Origin of the sequence: Caballeronia sp. ATUFL_F1_KS39 (assembly GCF_023630985.1) — a bacterium.
GTDB lineage: Bacteria > Pseudomonadota > Gammaproteobacteria > Burkholderiales > Burkholderiaceae > Caballeronia > Caballeronia zhejiangensis.
In genome coordinates, this window is sequence record NZ_JALQDZ010000050.1 from 88,266 (window position 1) to 106,425 (window position 18,160).

18 protein-coding genes are annotated in these 18,160 nt (G+C 64.0%); 10 read left to right on the top strand and 8 right to left on the bottom strand.

Going from position 1 to position 18,160, the window contains the following annotated elements:
* Positions 1 to 2 precede the first annotated feature (2 nt).
* The 8 genes from NCR93_RS25755 to NCR93_RS25790 form a co-directional block, all read right to left on the bottom strand.
* Positions 3 to 1,340 (bottom strand): LLM class flavin-dependent oxidoreductase, encoded by a 1,338-nt coding sequence (locus NCR93_RS25755; RefSeq protein ID WP_008346778.1) that lies wholly within the window; start codon positions 1,338 to 1,340, stop codon positions 3 to 5.
* 129 nt (positions 1,341 to 1,469) lie between these two features.
* Positions 1,470 to 2,423: an aliphatic sulfonate ABC transporter substrate-binding protein gene (locus NCR93_RS25760; RefSeq protein WP_008346779.1), complete on the bottom strand. Its 954-nt coding sequence runs from the start codon at positions 2,421 to 2,423 to the stop codon at positions 1,470 to 1,472.
* Entirely contained in the window at positions 2,423 to 3,751 is a 1,329-nt protein-coding gene (locus tag NCR93_RS25765; protein WP_175981585.1) for an LLM class flavin-dependent oxidoreductase, read from the bottom strand. Before NCR93_RS25765 ends, NCR93_RS25760 begins: the two co-directional genes overlap by 1 nt.
* Positions 3,752 to 3,775: 24 nt before the next feature.
* Positions 3,776 to 4,126 (bottom strand): DUF3088 domain-containing protein, encoded by a 351-nt coding sequence (locus tag NCR93_RS25770; protein WP_033535827.1) that lies wholly within the window; start codon positions 4,124 to 4,126, stop codon positions 3,776 to 3,778.
* Between the two features lie 165 nt (positions 4,127 to 4,291).
* Entirely contained in the window at positions 4,292 to 4,513 is a 222-nt protein-coding gene (locus NCR93_RS25775) for a DUF6566 family protein (protein ID WP_033535802.1), read from the bottom strand.
* Positions 4,514 to 4,654: 141 nt separating this feature from the next.
* A complete protein-coding gene (locus NCR93_RS25780) occupies positions 4,655 to 5,248 on the bottom strand; it encodes a c-type cytochrome (RefSeq protein WP_008346784.1) in 594 nt (197 codons plus the stop codon).
* 25 nt (positions 5,249 to 5,273) lie between these two features.
* Positions 5,274 to 6,494: a sulfite dehydrogenase gene (gene soxC, locus NCR93_RS25785; protein WP_175981702.1), complete on the bottom strand. Its 1,221-nt coding sequence runs from the start codon at positions 6,492 to 6,494 to the stop codon at positions 5,274 to 5,276.
* Positions 6,495 to 6,737: 243 nt separating this feature from the next.
* Positions 6,738 to 7,205, bottom strand: a complete 468-nt coding sequence (locus NCR93_RS25790) for a RidA family protein (RefSeq protein WP_008346786.1) — start codon at positions 7,203 to 7,205, stop codon at positions 6,738 to 6,740.
* A 288-nt stretch (positions 7,206 to 7,493) separates the two neighbouring features.
* On the opposite strand from NCR93_RS25790, the gene NCR93_RS25795 reads away from it, so the two are divergent.
* The 10 genes from NCR93_RS25795 (at position 7,494) to NCR93_RS25840 (ending at position 18,103) form a co-directional block, all read left to right on the top strand.
* The gene (locus NCR93_RS25795) at positions 7,494 to 8,687 is read left to right on the top strand and encodes a porin (protein WP_175981583.1); all 1,194 of its coding nucleotides are present in this window, start codon (positions 7,494 to 7,496) and stop codon (positions 8,685 to 8,687) included.
* A 290-nt stretch (positions 8,688 to 8,977) separates the two neighbouring features.
* The gene (locus NCR93_RS25800) at positions 8,978 to 10,918 is read left to right on the top strand and encodes an arylsulfatase (RefSeq protein WP_175981581.1); all 1,941 of its coding nucleotides are present in this window, start codon (positions 8,978 to 8,980) and stop codon (positions 10,916 to 10,918) included.
* A gap of 7 nt (positions 10,919 to 10,925) precedes the next feature.
* Complete coding sequence (locus NCR93_RS25805) at positions 10,926 to 11,966, top strand: formylglycine-generating enzyme family protein (protein ID WP_175981579.1); 1,041 nt, start codon at positions 10,926 to 10,928, stop codon at positions 11,964 to 11,966.
* Entirely contained in the window at positions 11,966 to 12,754 is a 789-nt protein-coding gene (locus NCR93_RS25810) for a MetQ/NlpA family ABC transporter substrate-binding protein (RefSeq protein WP_175981577.1), read from the top strand. The genes NCR93_RS25805 and NCR93_RS25810 overlap by 1 nt, the downstream gene beginning before the upstream one ends.
* A complete protein-coding gene (locus tag NCR93_RS25815; RefSeq protein ID WP_175981575.1) occupies positions 12,751 to 13,614 on the top strand; it encodes a hypothetical protein in 864 nt (287 codons plus the stop codon). The genes NCR93_RS25810 and NCR93_RS25815 overlap by 4 nt, the downstream gene beginning before the upstream one ends.
* Before the next feature lie 313 nt (positions 13,615 to 13,927).
* The gene (locus NCR93_RS25820) at positions 13,928 to 15,019 is read left to right on the top strand and encodes an ABC transporter ATP-binding protein (protein ID WP_175981573.1); all 1,092 of its coding nucleotides are present in this window, start codon (positions 13,928 to 13,930) and stop codon (positions 15,017 to 15,019) included.
* On the top strand, positions 15,006 to 16,130 hold the full coding sequence (locus NCR93_RS25825; RefSeq protein WP_175981571.1) for an ABC transporter ATP-binding protein: 1,125 nt from the start codon (positions 15,006 to 15,008) through the stop codon (positions 16,128 to 16,130). Before NCR93_RS25820 ends, NCR93_RS25825 begins: the two co-directional genes overlap by 14 nt.
* Positions 16,127 to 17,020: a carbohydrate ABC transporter permease gene (locus NCR93_RS25830; RefSeq protein WP_008346800.1), complete on the top strand. Its 894-nt coding sequence runs from the start codon at positions 16,127 to 16,129 to the stop codon at positions 17,018 to 17,020. The genes NCR93_RS25825 and NCR93_RS25830 overlap by 4 nt, the downstream gene beginning before the upstream one ends.
* Positions 17,010 to 17,822, top strand: coding sequence for a carbohydrate ABC transporter permease (locus NCR93_RS25835; protein WP_008346802.1), 813 nt, complete (start codon positions 17,010 to 17,012; stop codon positions 17,820 to 17,822). Before NCR93_RS25830 ends, NCR93_RS25835 begins: the two co-directional genes overlap by 11 nt.
* Positions 17,822 to 18,103: a DUF2160 domain-containing protein gene (locus NCR93_RS25840; protein WP_175981569.1), complete on the top strand. Its 282-nt coding sequence runs from the start codon at positions 17,822 to 17,824 to the stop codon at positions 18,101 to 18,103. The genes NCR93_RS25835 and NCR93_RS25840 overlap by 1 nt, the downstream gene beginning before the upstream one ends.
* The last annotated feature ends 57 nt before the right edge of the window (positions 18,104 to 18,160 follow it).

Below are 18,160 nucleotides of genomic sequence, written 5' to 3' on the forward strand. Positions count from 1 at the left end.
GCCTAATGCATGTCGAGCACCGCGCCCTCGGGCACCGACAACCCCAGATGGCTGCGCAAGGTCTTGCCCTCATACGCGCGACGGAAAATGCCGCGCCGCTGAAGTATCGGCACGACGCCTTCCGTGAAGGCTTCGAGACCATCGGGCAGCACGTCGGGCATCAGATTGAAGCCGTCGGCGGCGCCGTTCCTGAACCAGTGCTCGATGTCATCCGCGACTTGCTCGGGCGTGCCGACGATCACGCGATGTCCGCCGCCGCCCGCCAGCGCACGGATGAGCTCGCGCACCGTGTAGCCATGCGTGCGCGCCTGCGCGAGCGTCGCGTTGAAGAACGTGTGATTGCCGTTGCCGCCATTGGGCAGCGGCAAGTCGTCGGGCAAACGCCTGTCGAGCGAAAGCGAATCGACGGGCACGCCGAGCGTGCCAGCGATGCGGTTCAGGCTGTACTGCACCGGAATCAGATCGACGAGTTCGTCACGGCGTCGCAGCGCCTCGCTTTCCGTCGAACCGATGATCGTCGTCAGTCCCGCGAGCACTTTCACCGCGTTCGCGCCGCGTCCGTAACGCGCCGCGCGCGCGTTGAGATCTTCGCGATATGCACGCGATTCATCGAACGATTGCGAGGCCGAAAACACCGCTTCCGCGTGACGCGCGGCAAGCTCGCGTCCGTCGCCCGATGCGCCCGCCTGCACCAGAACCGGATGACCCTGTGCCGAGCGCGGCAGATTCAGCGCGCCGCGCACGCTGAAGAATCGCCCACGATGATCGGCCGGATGCACCTTGTCGAGATCGACGAAGCGCCCGCTCGATTTGTCCGCGATGAATGCGTCGTCATCCCAGCTATTCCACAGCGTCTTGACGAGCGCCGCGAACTCGTCCGCGCGTGCATAGCGCGTTGCATGGTCGGGGACCGTGTCGTGACCGAAGTTGCGCGCGGACGGCAGGTCCGCGGTCGTCACGATGTTCCAGCCCGCGCGCCCGCCGCTGATCAGATCGAGCGTCGCGAATCGGCGTGCGATGTTATACGGCTCGTTGTAACTCGTCGATGCCGTCGCGATCAGCCCAAGATGCGTGGTCGCGGCTGCAATGCTCGTGAGGAGCATCGTCGGTTCGAGCGCCGTGATGGGGCGCATGTCGAGCTGATCGGAGATCGCGGCGCTATCGGCGAGAAAGATTGCATCGAGACACGCGCGTTCCGCCAGCTGCGCCAGGCGCACATAGTGGCTCACGTCGAGGAATACGTTCGGATCCGAATCCGGCAGACGCCATGCCGACGGCACGAATCCGGAATGAAGCGCGTTGATGTTCAGATGCAGTTGGCGCGGGGCATCGCCGCTCATGGAAAGCTCCACAGAAAGGGATAACTCTCCATCTTGTACGGGCGACGCGAACGACGCCACGAACGAATTCGACGAAGCATATGAAAAGCGGCGCTAAACGGATAAGGCTTGCGTAGCGCGCGTCGATGCTTACCTGATCTGCAACACCGCCTGGCGCACATCGATGCGGCGCGGAATCACCTTCGTATCGAAAGCCAGATTCGCCGAGTCCTGCTGCGCGCCAAGGACGTCGTCGGGAATCGGATAGCTCGCGCCCCACTCCAGGCGCGAGATCGCCCGGTTCCATACGGCGAGCGGCACGCCCGTATTGGCGGACAAAAAGCGCGCCGTATCCTGCGGATGCGCGAGGCTGTCGTTCGTCTGACGTGCAAGCTGATCGAACAGCAGACGCAGCGCGGCGGGATACTTTTGCGCGAAGTCGCGCGTCGCGATATAGAAGCCGTATTGCGGCACCGACAGATCCCCGATGGTGAGAATGGTCCGCGCGCCGGTGGTCAGTTCGGTGTCCGCGTAACGCGGATCGGGCACGGCCCACGCATCGATGAAGCCGCGCTCGAACGCCGAGCGCGCATCGCCATACGACAGGTACGTGAACTGCGCGGCGTTCGGGTCCATGTGGGCATCCTGCATCGCCTTCAGCACGAACAGGTGCCCTTGCGAGCCCTTGGCGAAGGCGATCTTTCTGCCCTTCAGATCGCGCAGGTCCTTCACGGGCGAATCCTTCGGCACGACGATCGCATAGCTTTTGACGAGTCTCGGCGCATACGCCACATACACGACCGATGGCGCCGCGCCCGCCTGCGCCATGATCGGCGGCGTCGAGCCGACCGTGCCTACATCGACGTCGCCCGCATTGATGGCTTCGACGAGCGGCGCGCCATACACGAACTCGTGCCACGAAACCTTGACGTGATGCGAAGCGAAAGCCTGCTCCAGCTTGCCCGATGCCCGCAGCGCGACGAGACCGTCGCCCTTCTGGATTCCGATGTTGATCTGCGCGGGATAGCCCTCGTCAGCGTGCGCGGCAAACGCGGCGGCGAAGCAACCGGCGGCGATGATGGATTTCAGGAAGCGGATCGGCATCAAGACTTGAAATAAGGATTGGCGGGACGTGCGAGACCGTAGTGACCGCGCAGCGTGGCGGCTTCGTACTCGCGCCGGAACAGGCCGCGCCTTTGCAGAATCGGCACGACATGCTCGGTGAAGTGCTCGAGCTGCGCGGGCAGTATGGGCGGCATCACGTTGAAGCCATCGGCGGCACGGCTTTCGGTCCAGTCGGCAATGACATCTGCAATCTGTTCGGGCGTGCCGGACAGCGTGAAATGCCCGCGCGCCGCCGCGAGCTTCCTCAACAGGCTGCGCAAGGTCGGACGCTCGCGCGCCACCAGTTGCGTGATGACTGCCGCGCGGCTTTGCGCGGCCTGCACCGTCGACGGGTCCGGAAAGTCATCGACGGACAGCGGCTGATCGAGCGGCAGCGTCGAGAAATCGTAGCCGCCGAAGCGGTTCGACAGGCGGCCGAGTCCCACGCTGACATCGGTGATCGAGTCGAGTTCGTCGAGCAGAGCGCTGGCTTCGGCTTCGGTCGAACCGATCGCCGCGCTGATGCCCGGCAGGATCACGATGTCCTGCTCCGAGCGGCCCGCGGCCCTCGCGCCCGCCTTGAGCTCGGCATAAAAGTCGATCGCGGATTGCTTCGTCAGATGCGCGGTGAAGACGGCTTCCGCATGGCGCGCGGCGAACGCCTTGCCCGTCGCCGACGAGCCCGCCTGCACCAGCACCGGATGCCCCTGTGGCGGGCGCGGCAGATTCAGCGGCCCCGCCACGCGATGAAACTTCCCGCGATAGCCGATCTTGCGCACGCGCGCCGGATCGAGAAAGCGTCCGCTCGACGCGTCATCGATGATGGCGTCATCAGCCCAGCTATCCCACAGTTGCGTGACGACTTCGAGAAACTCGTGCGCGCGTGCGTAGCGCTCCGCATGCTCGATCTGCTGCTCGTAGCCGAAGTTCGGCCCCGCGCCGCCGACCCACGAGGTCACGATGTTCCAGCCGATGCGCCCGCGCGAAATGTGATCCAGCGAAGCGAACTGACGCGCGAGATTGAACGGCTCGGTGTACGTGGTCGATGCCGTCGCGATCAGCCCGATGCGCGAAGTCGCCTGCGAAAGCGCCGCGAGCGTGGTGATCGGTTCGAGCGCGCCGGACGCGACGAATTGCGCGCCATCGCCGAGCGCGAGGGCATCGGCGAAAAACACGGAATCGAACAGGCTTTGCTCCGCCCTGACGGCGAGATCGCGAAAATAGTCGATATCGGTCAGCGCCTGGCGCGTCGCGCCGGAATGACGCCAGCCTGCTTCATGATGGCCGCGTCCGTGAACGAAGAGATTCAGATGTATAGGTCGGGGCATGAGCGAATAGTCTCGTTTGCCGGATCAGTCATGCACTTTAGGAAAACCGTGGCGCTCGGCGAGCAACGCGAGAATGCGGCGCGTATCGGTGACGAAGCGTTTCTCGCCGACGGTTTGCGCGTCGGACGGCGCGGGGTACGCATCGCCCAGCACCAGCACCGGCAGACTTTGATGCGCCTCGCTCAGTGCTTCGACCGCGGCCTTGCGGGGACGCTCGAAGGGCACGCGGCGGATATCGAGGCGCGCGTTGCGCGCCGGATCGCTTGCGAGCAAACCTTCGATCGGCGCACCGTCCGGGCAGATGAACACTTCGCCCGGGCGCTTCGGATCGGTGAAGCCCGGTTCCAGCAGAATGAGTAGATCGCGTTGGGTCATGGTCAGCGTCATGCGTGGTTGAGAGCCGCCACAGCGTAACCATCCCGCGCGGAGATTGGAACGAATTGGATCTGCTAACCAAATCTGCGGCGCGCATGACGAAAGACGGATCGCGGGCGCCTTCCGGACCGACAGCTCATGCGGCTATCCGATGCTTCGTCGACGTTATCCGCGCTTCTTGCGCGCGCTGCGCTGATCGATCCACAGCCGCGCCCAGCGTGCCGCATAGGCGATCGCATGATCGCGCTCGAAGAAGTAATCGAGCGCATCGAAAGTGAAGCTTGCACCGTGCGCGTACCGGCGATGTTCGATCGTCAGGTTGGCCGCATACAAGCCGCTCGGCATGGCCTGAGCGGAGGGTGCAACCTCATAACCTTTGTATTGCATGGAGCGAGTCCTCGCGGCAAATTCAGGCAACATTGCCCGAACCGCTTCATGCTAGGGGCCGACGAACGCATGGCCAACCAATCCTTTTACGTTTGCAAATCACCGGCCGCATCGATTCGTCATTACGTCATGCCATGCAGGTCAAAGGCGTCCCGGTCGCGGGTCCGGAACGAATCCATCGCGATTCGGCATGCGGATGGCGGCAAGCGAATGCGCATCGAGGCGGGCGTCGTCGGGAACGATGCCGTTCTGATTCAGGATCCACGCGCTCACGGCATACACCTCGTCCGCGCTCAGCGATTGCGGCGCGTTATAGGGCATCGCGCGGCGAATGTAATCGAAGAGTGTCGTCGCGTACGGCCAGTAGCTTCCGACCGTGCGCACCGGCTTCTCGCTCGCGAGCGTGCCACGCCCGCCGATCAGCCGGTCGCCCAGCACGCCCTCGCCTTTCGCGCCGTGACACGAGGCGCACTTGGCCGCGAAGATCCGCGCACCGGTCACCACGTCGCCGCTGCCCGCGGGCAGGCCGCGACCGTCAGGCGCGACATCGATGTTCCACGCGGCGATGTCCGCCGCGCTCACGGGCGTGCCGATCGTGCCGATCGTGCCGATCGTGCCGACAGCCGCGCGATGCGTTGCATCGTCTAACCCGGCCTGCGACGCGCGCCCGTCCCGCCACGGCCCCGAGCAGGCGGTAAGACACAGCGCCGTCAGACCCACGATCAGCGGGCGCACGGCGCGAAGTTGTCGAGTTGATTCCCTATGCATTTTTCACGCTGCCATCGGCGTCGACGCGCCATTGCTGAATGCCGTTGTAGTGGTAGTTCGAGTTCAGCCCGCGCGCGGCGACGAGCGCCTCGCGCGTCGGCTGGATGTATCCGGTCGAATCCGTTGCCCGCGAGAGGATCGTGGCCGGTTCACCGTTCCACACCCATCCCGCATGAAAGCGCGTGAGCGCGCGATCGCCGGGCGTGCCATCGAGCCGCGCCGCTTGCCATGAGCGGCCACCATCGACGGATACTTCGACCTGACGGATCGCACCGCGTCCCGACCAGGCGAGCCCCACGATCGGGTAGTAACCGTGAGTCGTCAACTTGTGCCCGGGCGATGGCCGCGTGATGACCGATTTCGCATCCATCTCGAACACGAACTGGCGCGCGCGACCATCGGCCAGCAAGTTCGTGTATTTCGACGTTTCCTCTCGCGTTTCGAGCGGCGCGTCGACGAGCTTCAGCCTGCGCAGCCACTTCACGTTGGTGTTGCCTTCGAAGCCGGGGACCAGAAGCCGCAGCGGATAGCCGTTCTCCGGCCGCAGCCGCTCGCCGTTCTGCGCATACACGACGAGCGCGCGATCCAGCACGCGATCGAGCGGCAGGCTGCGCGTCATCGCGGCTGCATCGGCGCCCTCCGCGAGAATCCAGCGCGGCGCGTGGCCGTCGTTCGCAGCGAGCCCGCCGGCCGCCTCGATCAACGTCGAAAGCCGCACGCCGGTCCACTCGCAGCACGACAGAAGCCCGTGCGTGAGCTGAACGGGCAGCCCGCTCGGCCCCTTCCATTCGCTGGCGGTGTTGCCCGAACATTCGAGAAAGTGCACGCGCGACTCGGAAGGCAGCCGCAGCAAATCGTCCATCGTGAAGAGCTTCGGCTCGCGCACGAGGCCATGAATCACGAGCCGGTGCTGGTCCGGGTCGATATCCGGCACACCGGAGTGATGGCGTTCGTAGACAAGCCCGTTCGGTGTGATCGCGCCGTGCAGATCGGCGAGCGGCGTCAGCGACGAAGCCGCTCCCGGCACCGGCCACGCACGCGCCGCGCGACGCACGACCTCGGATTCGCGCGGGGATGGCAGGCCATAGGGATGATCGAGAATCGGCGCGCCAGGCATGCGCGTCCACGGCTCGACGCTGAGCGGCTGCAAGAGTCCGGACGCCGCATTCGCGTGAGGCGCCACGACTGCCGACAGCGCGAGGCCGCCCAGCATCCGGCGTCGCGGCGACGCGGGAGCGTGTTGCTCCGGCTTCGCGGGATCGCCGGGCCGTGTGGCGGAAAACGATGAGAAACGCGGGATTTTCGGCATGCTCGATGAGTCGGGCAGAGAAGACAGGCAGTCGGGCGCCCGATTATAGGTCGCGGTTTCGGGATGCCCAATCGCGATTGCGACTATGCAAATGACAAGGGTTGCTTAAGCGCCATCGTCTGACGCGTTCCTGCGAATGCGATGACATCATGAGTCGCTCACGCCGACGACGGCGCGCAGGATCACCGGCTGCCCGCCGCGCAACGACACGGCGCCGAACACCGAGCGCGCGTGCACGCCGGCATCGCCCAGAACCTCGACCAGCAGATCCGATGCGCCGTCGAGCACCTTCGCGTGGTCTTCGAAGGCGGCGTCGGCGTTCACGAAGCCCTGCACGTCGAGCACCTGCTTCACGCGCTCGAGCGAGCCGAGTTCATCGCGCAGCACGAGCAGCAGTTCCAGTGCCGCCTCGCGTGCGAACGAAACGCCGTCTTCGAGCGTGAGCGTGTCACCCAGCCTGCCTTTGGACGGCTTACCGTCGATGGCGGCGCCCGCCGACTTGCCCGACACGAACACGAGATCGCCCCAGCGCGTGGCATTGCGATAGTTAGCCTTCGGGTTGCTCGAAGTGCGTTCGGGGTCGATCAGACGGTCGAGTCTTTCGTCGGCGCTCATGGTGCTCCTGTCGGTATGAATGCGTGACATCACGCGCAGCCGCTCATGTTATGCAGCAACGGCCGGCGCGCTAACCAACGAAGCCTCATATCGATATGACCGGCCTCGCGCGGCGCGAAGCGTTCGTTGCGCGCCTGCTCGCGATTTCTGCATCGCTTCTCCGATGTAATCCGGAATCCAAATCAGACGCTCCGACCATTACAAACGAAAAATCCTTTGTTGGACTTCGGTAAGCACGACCGTAGTATCCGGCTTCCTCGAACTCATGGTTAATACCTAAGGAAGCGAATGAAACGAGTCGCACTCGCCGGCGCCGCTGGCATACTGGCCGCCCTTCCGGGCATCGTTCAGGCACAGAGTTCCGTCACCTTGTACGGGATCATCGACGCCGGCCTCGCCTATACGAACAATCAGCGTGGCGCATCCAATGTGCAGGCGACGAGCGGCAAGCTCAACGGCAGCCGCTGGGGCCTCAAAGGCGTCGAAGATCTGGGCGGCGGCTACAAGGCGCTGTTCACGCTCGAGAGCGGCTATCGCGTCAACGACGGCACACTCGCTCAAGGCGGACGCGAATTCGGGCGGCAAGCTTATGTGGGCGTGGCGAAGACGGGCATCGGCACGCTGACGCTCGGGCGTCAGTACGATCCGAACACGGATCTCGTTGCGCTCTTCGCGGGGCCGGGATTTTGGTCGCCCGCCACGCACGTCGGCGATAACGACAATCTGAATCAGACCTTCCGCATCAACAATGCCGTGAAGTTCAAGAGCGATACCTTCGCGGGCGTGACTGTCGATGCGCTCTACGGGTTCAGCAATCAGGCGAGCAACGGCGCGGGCGCGGGCTTCGGCAACAACCGCGCTTGGGGCGTATCGGCGAGCTACGCCAGCGGGCCGTTGCAACTCGGCGCGGGCTATTTGCTGCTCGATCATCCGAATGTCGCGTCGAACACGAGCGGCGCGGTCGGCGGTGCATCGACCACGTCCGGCGACGACTACAGCGGCGCCTTCTTCTATGGCCTGAACGGGGGCGTCGCGCGGCAGCAAGTGGCGGTCGCGGGCGGCAACTATGCGATCGGATCGGTCGCGACAGTCGGCTTCGCATGGAGCCACACGCAGCTAGACTACAACGATGGCTCGTCGCGCAAGTTCAACAACTACGATGTGAACGGCCGCTATAACATTACGCCGGCGACGACGCTGATCGGCGTGTACACCTTCACCGATGGCCGCGCCAACAGTCTGCCCGGCACCGGCGGCGCGACACTCAAGCCGCGCTGGCATCAGTTCACGCTCGGCGTCGACTATGTATTGTCGAAGCGCACGGACCTCTATCTCTCCGGCGTCTATCAGCTCGCGGCGGGCGATGCCTCGACGCGCGTCGGCAACGGCTATCAGAAGATCGCGGCTATCGCCGACGCGGGCACGCCGTCGTCGACGAACCGGCAAGTGGCGGCGTTCGGCGGCGTGCGCGTGCGCTTCTGAGCTGCGAAGAACCGCATCGAACCGGTGAAAATCCCGCGGCGAAAGCGCGGAACGACACCCTCGATACGCTGCGCTCACACCGTTTCCCTACGCGCTTACACGAATCGGGCGCATCCGGAAGACACGCTCGAAGCCTCGTGCTTCGAGCGTCGCCGAGCGCATTCGCGCGACGCGCAATCGCGGTTCTTTCAAATCTCTGAAGGTGACAAGCAAAGCAGAAATCGATCTTTGGCGGCCTTGAGCCGGTTGCTAAGATCGCCGCTCGCTTTCAACGGACCGCCATAACGACAATGACCTTGCACCGCTCGATCGCTACCCGCCGCGCCGCCGTTGCGCTCGCCGTCGCCAGCCTCTTCGCGCTGGCATCGTGCGGCTCTTCCAGCGACAGCTCGCCGACGACCGCGCCGGTCGCCGCCGCCAAACGGCCGAACATCCTGTACATCATGGCCGACGATCTCGGCTACTCGGATATCCACGCGTTCGGCGGCGAAATCAACACGCCGAATCTCGATGCGCTCGTCGCATCGGGCCGCATCCTCACGAACCATCACACCGGCACGGTCTGCGCGATCACGCGCGCCATGCTGATCTCAGGCACCGACCACCATCTCGTCGGCGAAGGCACGATGGGCACGCCAACCGACGAACGCAAGGGCCTGCCGGGATACGAAGGCTATCTGAACGACCGGGCGCTCTCGGTCGCGCAGTTGCTGAAGGATGGCGGTTATCACACGTACATGGCGGGCAAGTGGCACATCGGCTCGGGAATCGTAGGCAGCACCACAGGCGGCGGGCAAACGCCGGATCAGTGGGGCTTCGAGCATAGCTATGCGCTGCTCGGCGGCGCCGCGACGAATCACTTCGCGCACGAACCCGCAGCCTCGAAAAACTACACGGAAGACGGTCAATACGTTCAGCCGGGACAGCCCGGCCAGCCAGGCGGCGCAGGCGGCAGTCCGAGCGTCTTCTATTCGACCGACTTCTATACGCAGCGCTTGATCTCCTACATCGATTCGAACAAGGGCGACGGCAAGCCCTTCTTCGCCTACGCAGCCTACACGTCGCCGCACTGGCCTTTGCAGGTGCCCGAGCCTTACTTGCACAACTATGCGGGCAAGTACGACGCAGGTTACGACGTCATCCGCAATGCGCGGATCGCGCGGCAGAAGGCGCTCGGCATCATTCCCGCCGATTTCAATCCGTATCAGGGCGCGCCGGAAACGCTGACCTCGTCGCCCGCCACGGCGAACAATGGCACCGCGAACGCGAAATACATCAGCGCCGTGCACAACGCCGCGCAAGGCTACAGCGACTATGGTCCCGGCACGGTCAACAAGTCGTGGAACAGCCTGTCCGCCGCCGAGAAGAAGGCGCAAGCGCGCTACATGGAAATCTATGCCGGCATGGTCGAGAATCTCGATCACAACATCGGCCTGCTGATCCAGCATCTGAAAGACATCGGCGAATACGACAACACGTTCATCCTGTTTCAGTCCGATAACGGCGCGGAAGGCTGGCCGATCGACTCGGGCGCGGATCCGACCGCGACCGATACCGCGAACGCATCCGATGCGGTCTATTCGACGCTCGGCACCGACAACGGTCAGCAGAACGCGCGGCGTCTGCAATACGGCCTGCGCTGGGCCGAAGTCAGCGCGACGCCGTTCCGCCTCACCAAGGGCTACGCGGGCGAAGGCGGCGTATCGACACCGCTCATCGCACATTTGCCCGGACAGACGGCGCAGTTGCCCACCTTGCGCGCCTTCACGCACGTCACCGACAACACCGCGACCTTCCTCGCCGTCGCACAGATCACGCCGCCGACGCAGCCCGCGCCGGCTTCGATCAATACGCTCACGGGCGTCGATTCGAACAAGGGCAAGGTGGTCTATAACAACCGCTACGTCTATCCGGTCACCGGACAGTCGCTGCTCCCGATTCTCAAGGGCGACGGCACCGCGGAAGTGCACACCGCCGCGTTCGGTGACGAAGCCTATGGACGCGGCTATCTGCGCAGCTCCGATGGCCGCTGGAAGGCGCTTTGGACCGAGCCGCCGACCGGTCCCGTCGACGGTCACTGGCAGCTCTTCGACCTGCAGGCCGATCGCGGCGAGAACAACGACGTATCGGCGCAGAATCCGTCGGTCATCGACAGTCTCGTGCAGCAGTGGAACAGCTACATGAGCACGGTGGGCGGCGTCGAACCGCTGCGGCCGCGCGGCTACTACTGAGCGCGCGGTGAGTCGTCGATGGACATCCGTTGCAGGCGCCGGCGCCGTGACGCTCGCGTTGTTCGGCGCGGGCTTCGGCGGGGCGCTCGCCGTGAACGCGGAGCACGGCTTCGATCCGCGCAATCTCGCGCGCACGCTGGCGCCGCTCGGCTCCGAGCAGCAATGCGAACGCTATTCGGGCATTCCCGCCAAGTGGCGCGACGATCCGCGCGCGGGCATGGTGCACCTGCGCGGCGGCGAATTCGTCTTCGGCAGCACACTGGGTTATGACGACGAGCGCCCGATGGGCGATGGCAAGACGAAGGTCGGAGCCTTCTGGATCGACCAGACCGATGTAACCAACGCGCAGTTCGCCGCTTTCGTCGACGCGACGGGCTATGTGACCGAAGCCGAGCGTCAGGGCGGCGCTGTCGTGTTCCATGTCCCGACGCGCGAAGAAATGAACGCACGCGATCTCGCGTGGTGGTCGTGGGTGAAAGGTGCGTCGTGGAAGCATCCCACGGGATCGTCGAGCACATGGAAAGGGCACGAAAATCGTCCGGTGACGATGGTGACGCTCGCCGACGCCCTCGCCTACGCGCACTGGCTCGGCCGCGATCTGCCGAGCGAGGCCGAGTGGGAATACGCGGGCAAGGCCGGGCGGGAAGGCGCGCAGCTCGACGCCGCTCCGCGCGATGCGCGCGGCAAGCCATCGGCGAATTACTGGCAAGGCGTGTTTCCCGTGCTCGACTCCGCCGAAGACGGCCATGCGGGTTTGGCGCCGGTCGGTTGCTATGCGGCGAACGATTTCGGGCTGTACGACATGATCGGCAACGCATGGGAATGGACGAAGGATCCTTACACCGGTCCGCGTCAGCCGCATTCGAACGGCGACACGGCGGCGGTGATCCCAGCGCGCAAGCACGACACGGCCATGGTCATCAAGGGCGGCTCGTTCCTGTGCGCGCAGGATTATTGCGTGCGCTACCGGGCGTCGTCGCGCGAGCAGCAGGAAGCGGATTTGCCCGCGTCGCATATCGGCTTTCGCACCGTGCTGAGGGACGGCTGATGCGCGCGCGATTCGTTTTCGCGCGGGCGGTTCTGGCAGCCTCTTTCGTGACGACGGCGCATGCCGCGGAGCAGACGGTTCGCATCGGCGTGATGCCGGGCGAGGAAGCGACGATCGTCGCGCATGTGCGTGAAGTCGCCGCGAAGCAGGGCTTGCCGCTCGCCGTCGTGACTTTCGACGATGCCGCGCGCATCGACGCCGCGCTCGCAAACGGTACCATCGATGCCGCCAGTTTCGAGGACGAAGCCAGCCTCGCCGCCCGCAGCGCGCGCAACGGCTACGCGATCGAAAGCGTCGCCGCGACCGTGACCTTGCCGATGGCGCTCTACTCGCGCAAGCTCGCATCGATCGCCTACTTGCCGCGCGGCGCGACCGTCGCCGTTCCGGCCGATGCCGCCGGCACCGCGCGCGCATTGATCCTCCTGCAGAACTATGCGCTCATCACGCTGAAGGACGGCGCGGGCCTTCATCCGACGCTCGGGGATATCGCCGGCAATCGCTTCGGTCTGAAGATCCGCCGGGTGGAACGCGCGAAGCTCTACGAAGCGCTCGACACGGCGAGCTTCGTCGCGATGAACGCCGACGACGCCGCGCGCAACAAGCTGAAGCCGGGCCGCGACAGCATCGGCATCGAAGATGCGCGCTCGCCTTATCAGCATGTTCTCGCCGTGCGTACGCGCGACGCGAAGGCCGCCTGGGTCGGGCGACTCGTTCGTGTCTTTCATTCCGACGACGTCGCGCATTTCATCCTCACGCAGTATCAGGATTCCGTGCGCCGGCCTTGGTGAATAGCTACTCGTTCGACTGCACCGCGTGCGGCAAATGCTGCAACAGTCCGCCGGCGATGTCGCTACGCGAACTGTTCGAACACCGCGACGTATTCGTCGGCTGCATCGCGCTCGGACGCATGCCGCGAGGCGCAGACACGCCACTGCACGCGTTTCCCGTCGATGAGGCCAGTGCCATCACCATCGCGACGCTTGCGCTCGATTACCCGTCGCTCGGCCGCTGTTCCGCGCTTGCGCATGACGGGTTGTGCGGCCTTCATGCAAAGGGCAAGCCGGATCAGTGCATCGCGGTGCCGCTCGACCCGCTCGTGCCCGATCACCTGCAACATGCGGTGCTTGCGCAGCGCTCGCGTGGCGCGGGATGGATCGGCGCGCAATGCATCCGCCCGGGCGAGCATCCGGGTGCGTTGCTCCTCAAGGCTGGCGAGATCGTGGATGAAGAGGCCAAGGCGGCCGTGCAACGCAGACGGCACGCGCTAGGCATCGAGCGCGAGCTATGGGCCGCGCCGTTGTTCGATGTCCTGAGACGCGACTTCGCCGATCCGCGCCGCGCGCTCGCGATGCTTCCTTCCGACGGTTATCGCACCATTGCGAGCGTGCCGGCGCTCATGGGTATCGGCACGTTATCGACGGCGCTCGCGCGCGCGTGCATCGCCTATATCGATGCGCAGACGGCGCTGATACACCGGAACGTCGCGCAGGCCGTGCAACGCCGCCGCCTCGACGACCGGCCGACGACGCAGACACTGCGCGGTTTCTCCGATGCACTTCAGCATGCACGCGCGCATCTCCGCGCGCTGCCCGAACGCACCGCAGCCTCGCCGCTCGCGAAAGACGCCGAGGCGTGGTTTCTCTTCTGAGGTTCGGCGAATGCGCCGTTCGTGCCGACGGGCAGCATACGAATCCGCCTTTTTGCTACGCAGCAATCGGACCGTCCAACGTGCGTCTAAAGAAATTGAGTCAATGCTCTATTTCAACGTATCTCATGCCGATCGCCCCCAGCCCGCAGCCGGTTTCCGGATTTCATCCTGTCGTAAGGTTTACCCCGATTTAAACGCAAACCAACAAAAGGGACATTCTGGCTGCTGCATGTAATCGAAGCGCAACCCAATTGACGTCATTCTGAAGCGCCAGCTCTGCGGCTGGCGTCGTGCATGCCGAGAGGAGAGCGATTTGGTCCTTGAACTGGAGCGGGTCAGTGTCGTTTCTGGCGGGCAGCCGTATCTGTACGGCGTGGATTTGCGCCTTGTCCCAGGCGCCATCAACGTGCTTCTCGGACCAACACAGGCCGGCAAAACCACGCTGATGCGCGTGATGGCGGGTCTCGACAGGCCGAACGACGGCCGGGTGCTCGTCGACGGCCAGAACGTGACAGGCGTCAGCGTGCGCCAGCGCAATCTCGCGATGGTCTATCAGCAGTTCATCAACTACCCCGCGATGACGGTGTTCGAGAACATCGCCTCGCCTTTGCGTCTGCAAAAAACCGACCCTGCCGAAATCCGCCGGCGCGTGCACGAAGTCGCGGCCCGACTGCATATCGACCATTTGCTGGAGCGGCGGCCAGGCGAACTGTCGGGCGGACAGCAGCAGCGCTGCGCGCTCGCGCGTGCACTCGTGAAGCGCACGTCGCTGGTGCTGCTCGACGAACCGCTCGTCAATCTCGATTACAAGCTGCGCGAGGAATTGCGCCTCGAACTGGCCACGCTTTTCGCCGACGGCAAGACGACGGTCGTCTACGCGACCACCGAACCGCTCGAAGCGCTGCTGCTGGGCGGCTATACGGCAATCGTCGATAAAGGCCGGGTTCTGCAGTTCGGTCCCACGCTCGATGTCTATAACGCACCGGTCAACGTCGCGGCCGCAGCCGTTTTCAACGACCCGCCGATGAACATGCTGACGAGCGACTGCGGCAACGGCCGCGCGCGTCTGCCGATCGGCGTCGAAGTTCCGGTCCGGCACGGTCTCGCCGCGAACGGCGCATGCCGCATCGGCATCCGGCCGGGGCACGTGCGTCTCGAGGCGAAGGCCGCTCATGCGATCGCCGTTGCGTGCCGGCTCGAACTCGCTGAACTGAGCGGCTCGGAAACATACCTGCACTTGCGCACGCTGACCGGCGCGGTCGACCTGGTTGCGCAATTGCAGGGCGTGCATCAGATCGAGCTCGGCACGCAGCTCGATGTTTTCATCGACCCTGACGAACTGTTCGTGTTCGGCGCGGATACCCAACTGGTGTCCAGCCCGGAGGCAGCTCATGGCGTGCATTGAGTTCCAGAATCTCGGGCACGCGTACGGACCGGCCCCCGCGACGCTCGACGACTACGCGCTTCAACCCATGAGCATGGTCTGGGATGACGGCGGCGCTTACGCGTTGCTCGGGCCATCGGGTTGCGGCAAGACCACGCTGCTGAATATCGTGTCGGGGCTCGTCAAGCCGTCGGAGGGCAAGGTGCTGTTCGACGGACGCGACGTGACTGCGCTCGGCGCACGCGAGCGCAACATCGCGCAAGTGTTCCAGTTCCCCGTGGTCTACGACACGATGACCGTGTTCGACAACCTCGCGTTTCCGCTGCGCAATCGGATGATGTCGACCGCCGAGGTCACGAAGCGCGTGCACGAAGTCGCGGAAATCCTCGATATGACGCGCGACCTGCCGCTCAAGGCGAGCAATCTGGCCGCCGACGCCAAGCAGAAAATATCGCTCGGGCGCGGCCTCGTGCGCAAGGACGTCGCGGCGATTCTCTTCGACGAACCGCTCACCGTGATCGATCCCGCGATGAAGTGGATGCTGCGCCGGCAGTTGAAGAAGATCCATCAGCAACTCAAGCTCACGCTTATCTATGTGACGCACGATCAGGTAGAAGCGCTGACTTTCGCGGATGAAGTCGTGGTCATGACGAATGGCCGCGTCGTTCAGAAAGGCGGAGCCGATGCGCTTTTTCTGCGGCCGGATCACGCTTTTGTCGGCTACTTCATCGGCAGTCCGGGCATGAATCTCTGTCCGATCGAGCTCGACGCAGACGGCGCAAAAATCGGCTCCCAGCGCCTGCCGCTCGACGCGGGCACGCTCGCGACGCTACGGGCCGCGCATCAGCAGACAAACGGCGCGCTCAAGCTGGGGATTCGCCCGGAATTCGTACGGCTTTCGCATGAAGGCAGAGCGGGTGCGCTCAACGCGCGGGTGCTTCGCGCACAGCAACTCGGCAACTATCAACTGGTGACCGCGCAATGCGACGGCCATGTGTTCAATGCGAGGCTCGAACCGCATGTACGGATTGTCGACGGACCTGCCTGGCTGCATCTGGTTGCGCCTGAGACCGTATTCTTCTGCAACGACGAACGAATCGAAACACGCATCTCCGAAGAGGCCGCGCGATGAAGCCCGTCAATCAGAAAGCGTGGTTGCTGGTCGTTCCGGTGTTCATCTGCGTCGCGTTCTCCGCGATCCTGCCGCTGATGACCGTGGTCAACTATTCGGTGCAGGACATCATCGGCCCGACGCAGCATGTGTTCGTCGGTACGGAGTGGTTTCGCAACACCATGACCGATCCGGATTTGCGCCAGGCACTCGGCAGACAGGTCATTTTCTCTGCGTGCGTTCTGCTGTTCGAGATTCCATTGGGCGTGGGCCTCGCACTGTCGATGCCGGCTTCGGGATGGCGCGCATCGGCGACGCTCGTCGTGCTCGCCATGCCGTTGCTGATTCCATGGAACGTGGTGGGCACGATCTGGCAAATCTTCGGGCGCCCGGATATCGGACTGCTCGGCTACTGGCTCAATAGTCTCGGCTTCGACTACAACTACACGGCGAGTCCCACCGCCGCATGGCTCACGGTGCTGGTGATGGACATCTGGCACTGGACGCCGCTCGTCGCGCTGCTGTGCTATGCGGGCTTGCGCGCGATTCCGGACGCCTTCTATCAGGCCGCGGAGATAGATGGCGCAAGCCGCTTTGCGGTATTCCGCTACATCGAGTTGCCGAAGATGCGCGGCGTGCTGATGATCGCCGTGCTGCTGCGCTTCATGGACAGCTTCATGATCTACACCGAGCCGTTCGTGCTGACAGGCGGCGGACCCGGCGATTCCACGACCTTCCTCAGTCAGTACCTGACGCAAAAAGCGGTCGGCCAGTTCGACCTCGGCCCGGCCGCGGCTTTTTCGCTGATCTATTTCCTGATCATTCTGCTGTTGTGCTTCATTCTCTATAACTGGATGAATCGCGTCGGCAGAGGCGGCCCCGCTGCGCAAGGAGACGACCATGCAGGATAAGCGCCGCTGGATGCGGACGTTGGTGCTCGTCGTCTATATGCTGTTCGCGCTGATTCCGCTTTACTGGATGTTGTCGATCTCCCTGCGCACGAACGAGGAGACCATGTCGACGTTCGCCACGCTGCCGCAGCACGTCACGTTCGACAACTACAAGGTGATCTTCACCGATCCCTCGTGGTACTGGGGCTACATCAATTCGATCATCTACGTGCTGATGAACACGGTGATGTCCGTGCTGGTCGCGCTGCCTGCCGCGTATGCGTTCTCGCGTTATCGCTTTCTCGGCGACAAGCACATGTTCTTCTGGCTGCTCACCAACCGCATGACGCCGCCCGCCGTGTTCCTGCTGCCGTTTTTCCAGCTCTATTCGAGCATCGGCCTGACCGACACGTACATTGCCGTCGCACTCGCGCACATGCTCTTCAACGTGCCGCTTGCCGTATGGATTCTCGAAGGCTTCATGTCGGGCGTCTCGCGCGAGATCGACGAAACCGCGTATATCGACGGCTATACGTTTCCCGCCTTCTTCGTGAAGATCTTTCTGCCGCTCATCAAGTCGGGCGTCGGTGTCACGGCTTTCTTCTGCTTCATGTTCAGCTGGGTCGAACTGCTGCTCGCGCGCACGCTGACTTCGGTCAATGCGAAACCTATCGCTGCCGTGATGACGCGCACCGTGTCGGCTGCCGGCATGGATTGGGGCGTGCTGTCGGCTGCGGGCGTGCTGACGATCGTTCCCGGCGCGCTCGTGATCTACTTCGTGCGCAACTACATCGCGAAGGGCTTCGCGATGGGGAGAGTGTGATGTTCACGTGGATGTACTGGACGCCCGAGGTGGCGATTTTTTTCGGCTGCATCGTCGTGATGCTGGGCGGCATGACGGTATGGGAACTGTGCTCGCCGACTCATGAACGCAAGGGTTTTCTGCCTATCGCGACGACTCGCGGCGATCGCCTTTTCATCGGCCTGTTGACTGCCGCTTATGTGAATCTCGCGTGGCTTGCGATCAGCGCGGAGGGCTCGAGTTCGTGGCCGGGCTTCGTAGCCTCGGTGCTGGTGCTGCTCGCGATCATGTGGAAAGGCTAGCAAGCCGACGCATGCAGCGATGACTGACAACTGCCGGTTCCGCTGATGCCCCCAGCG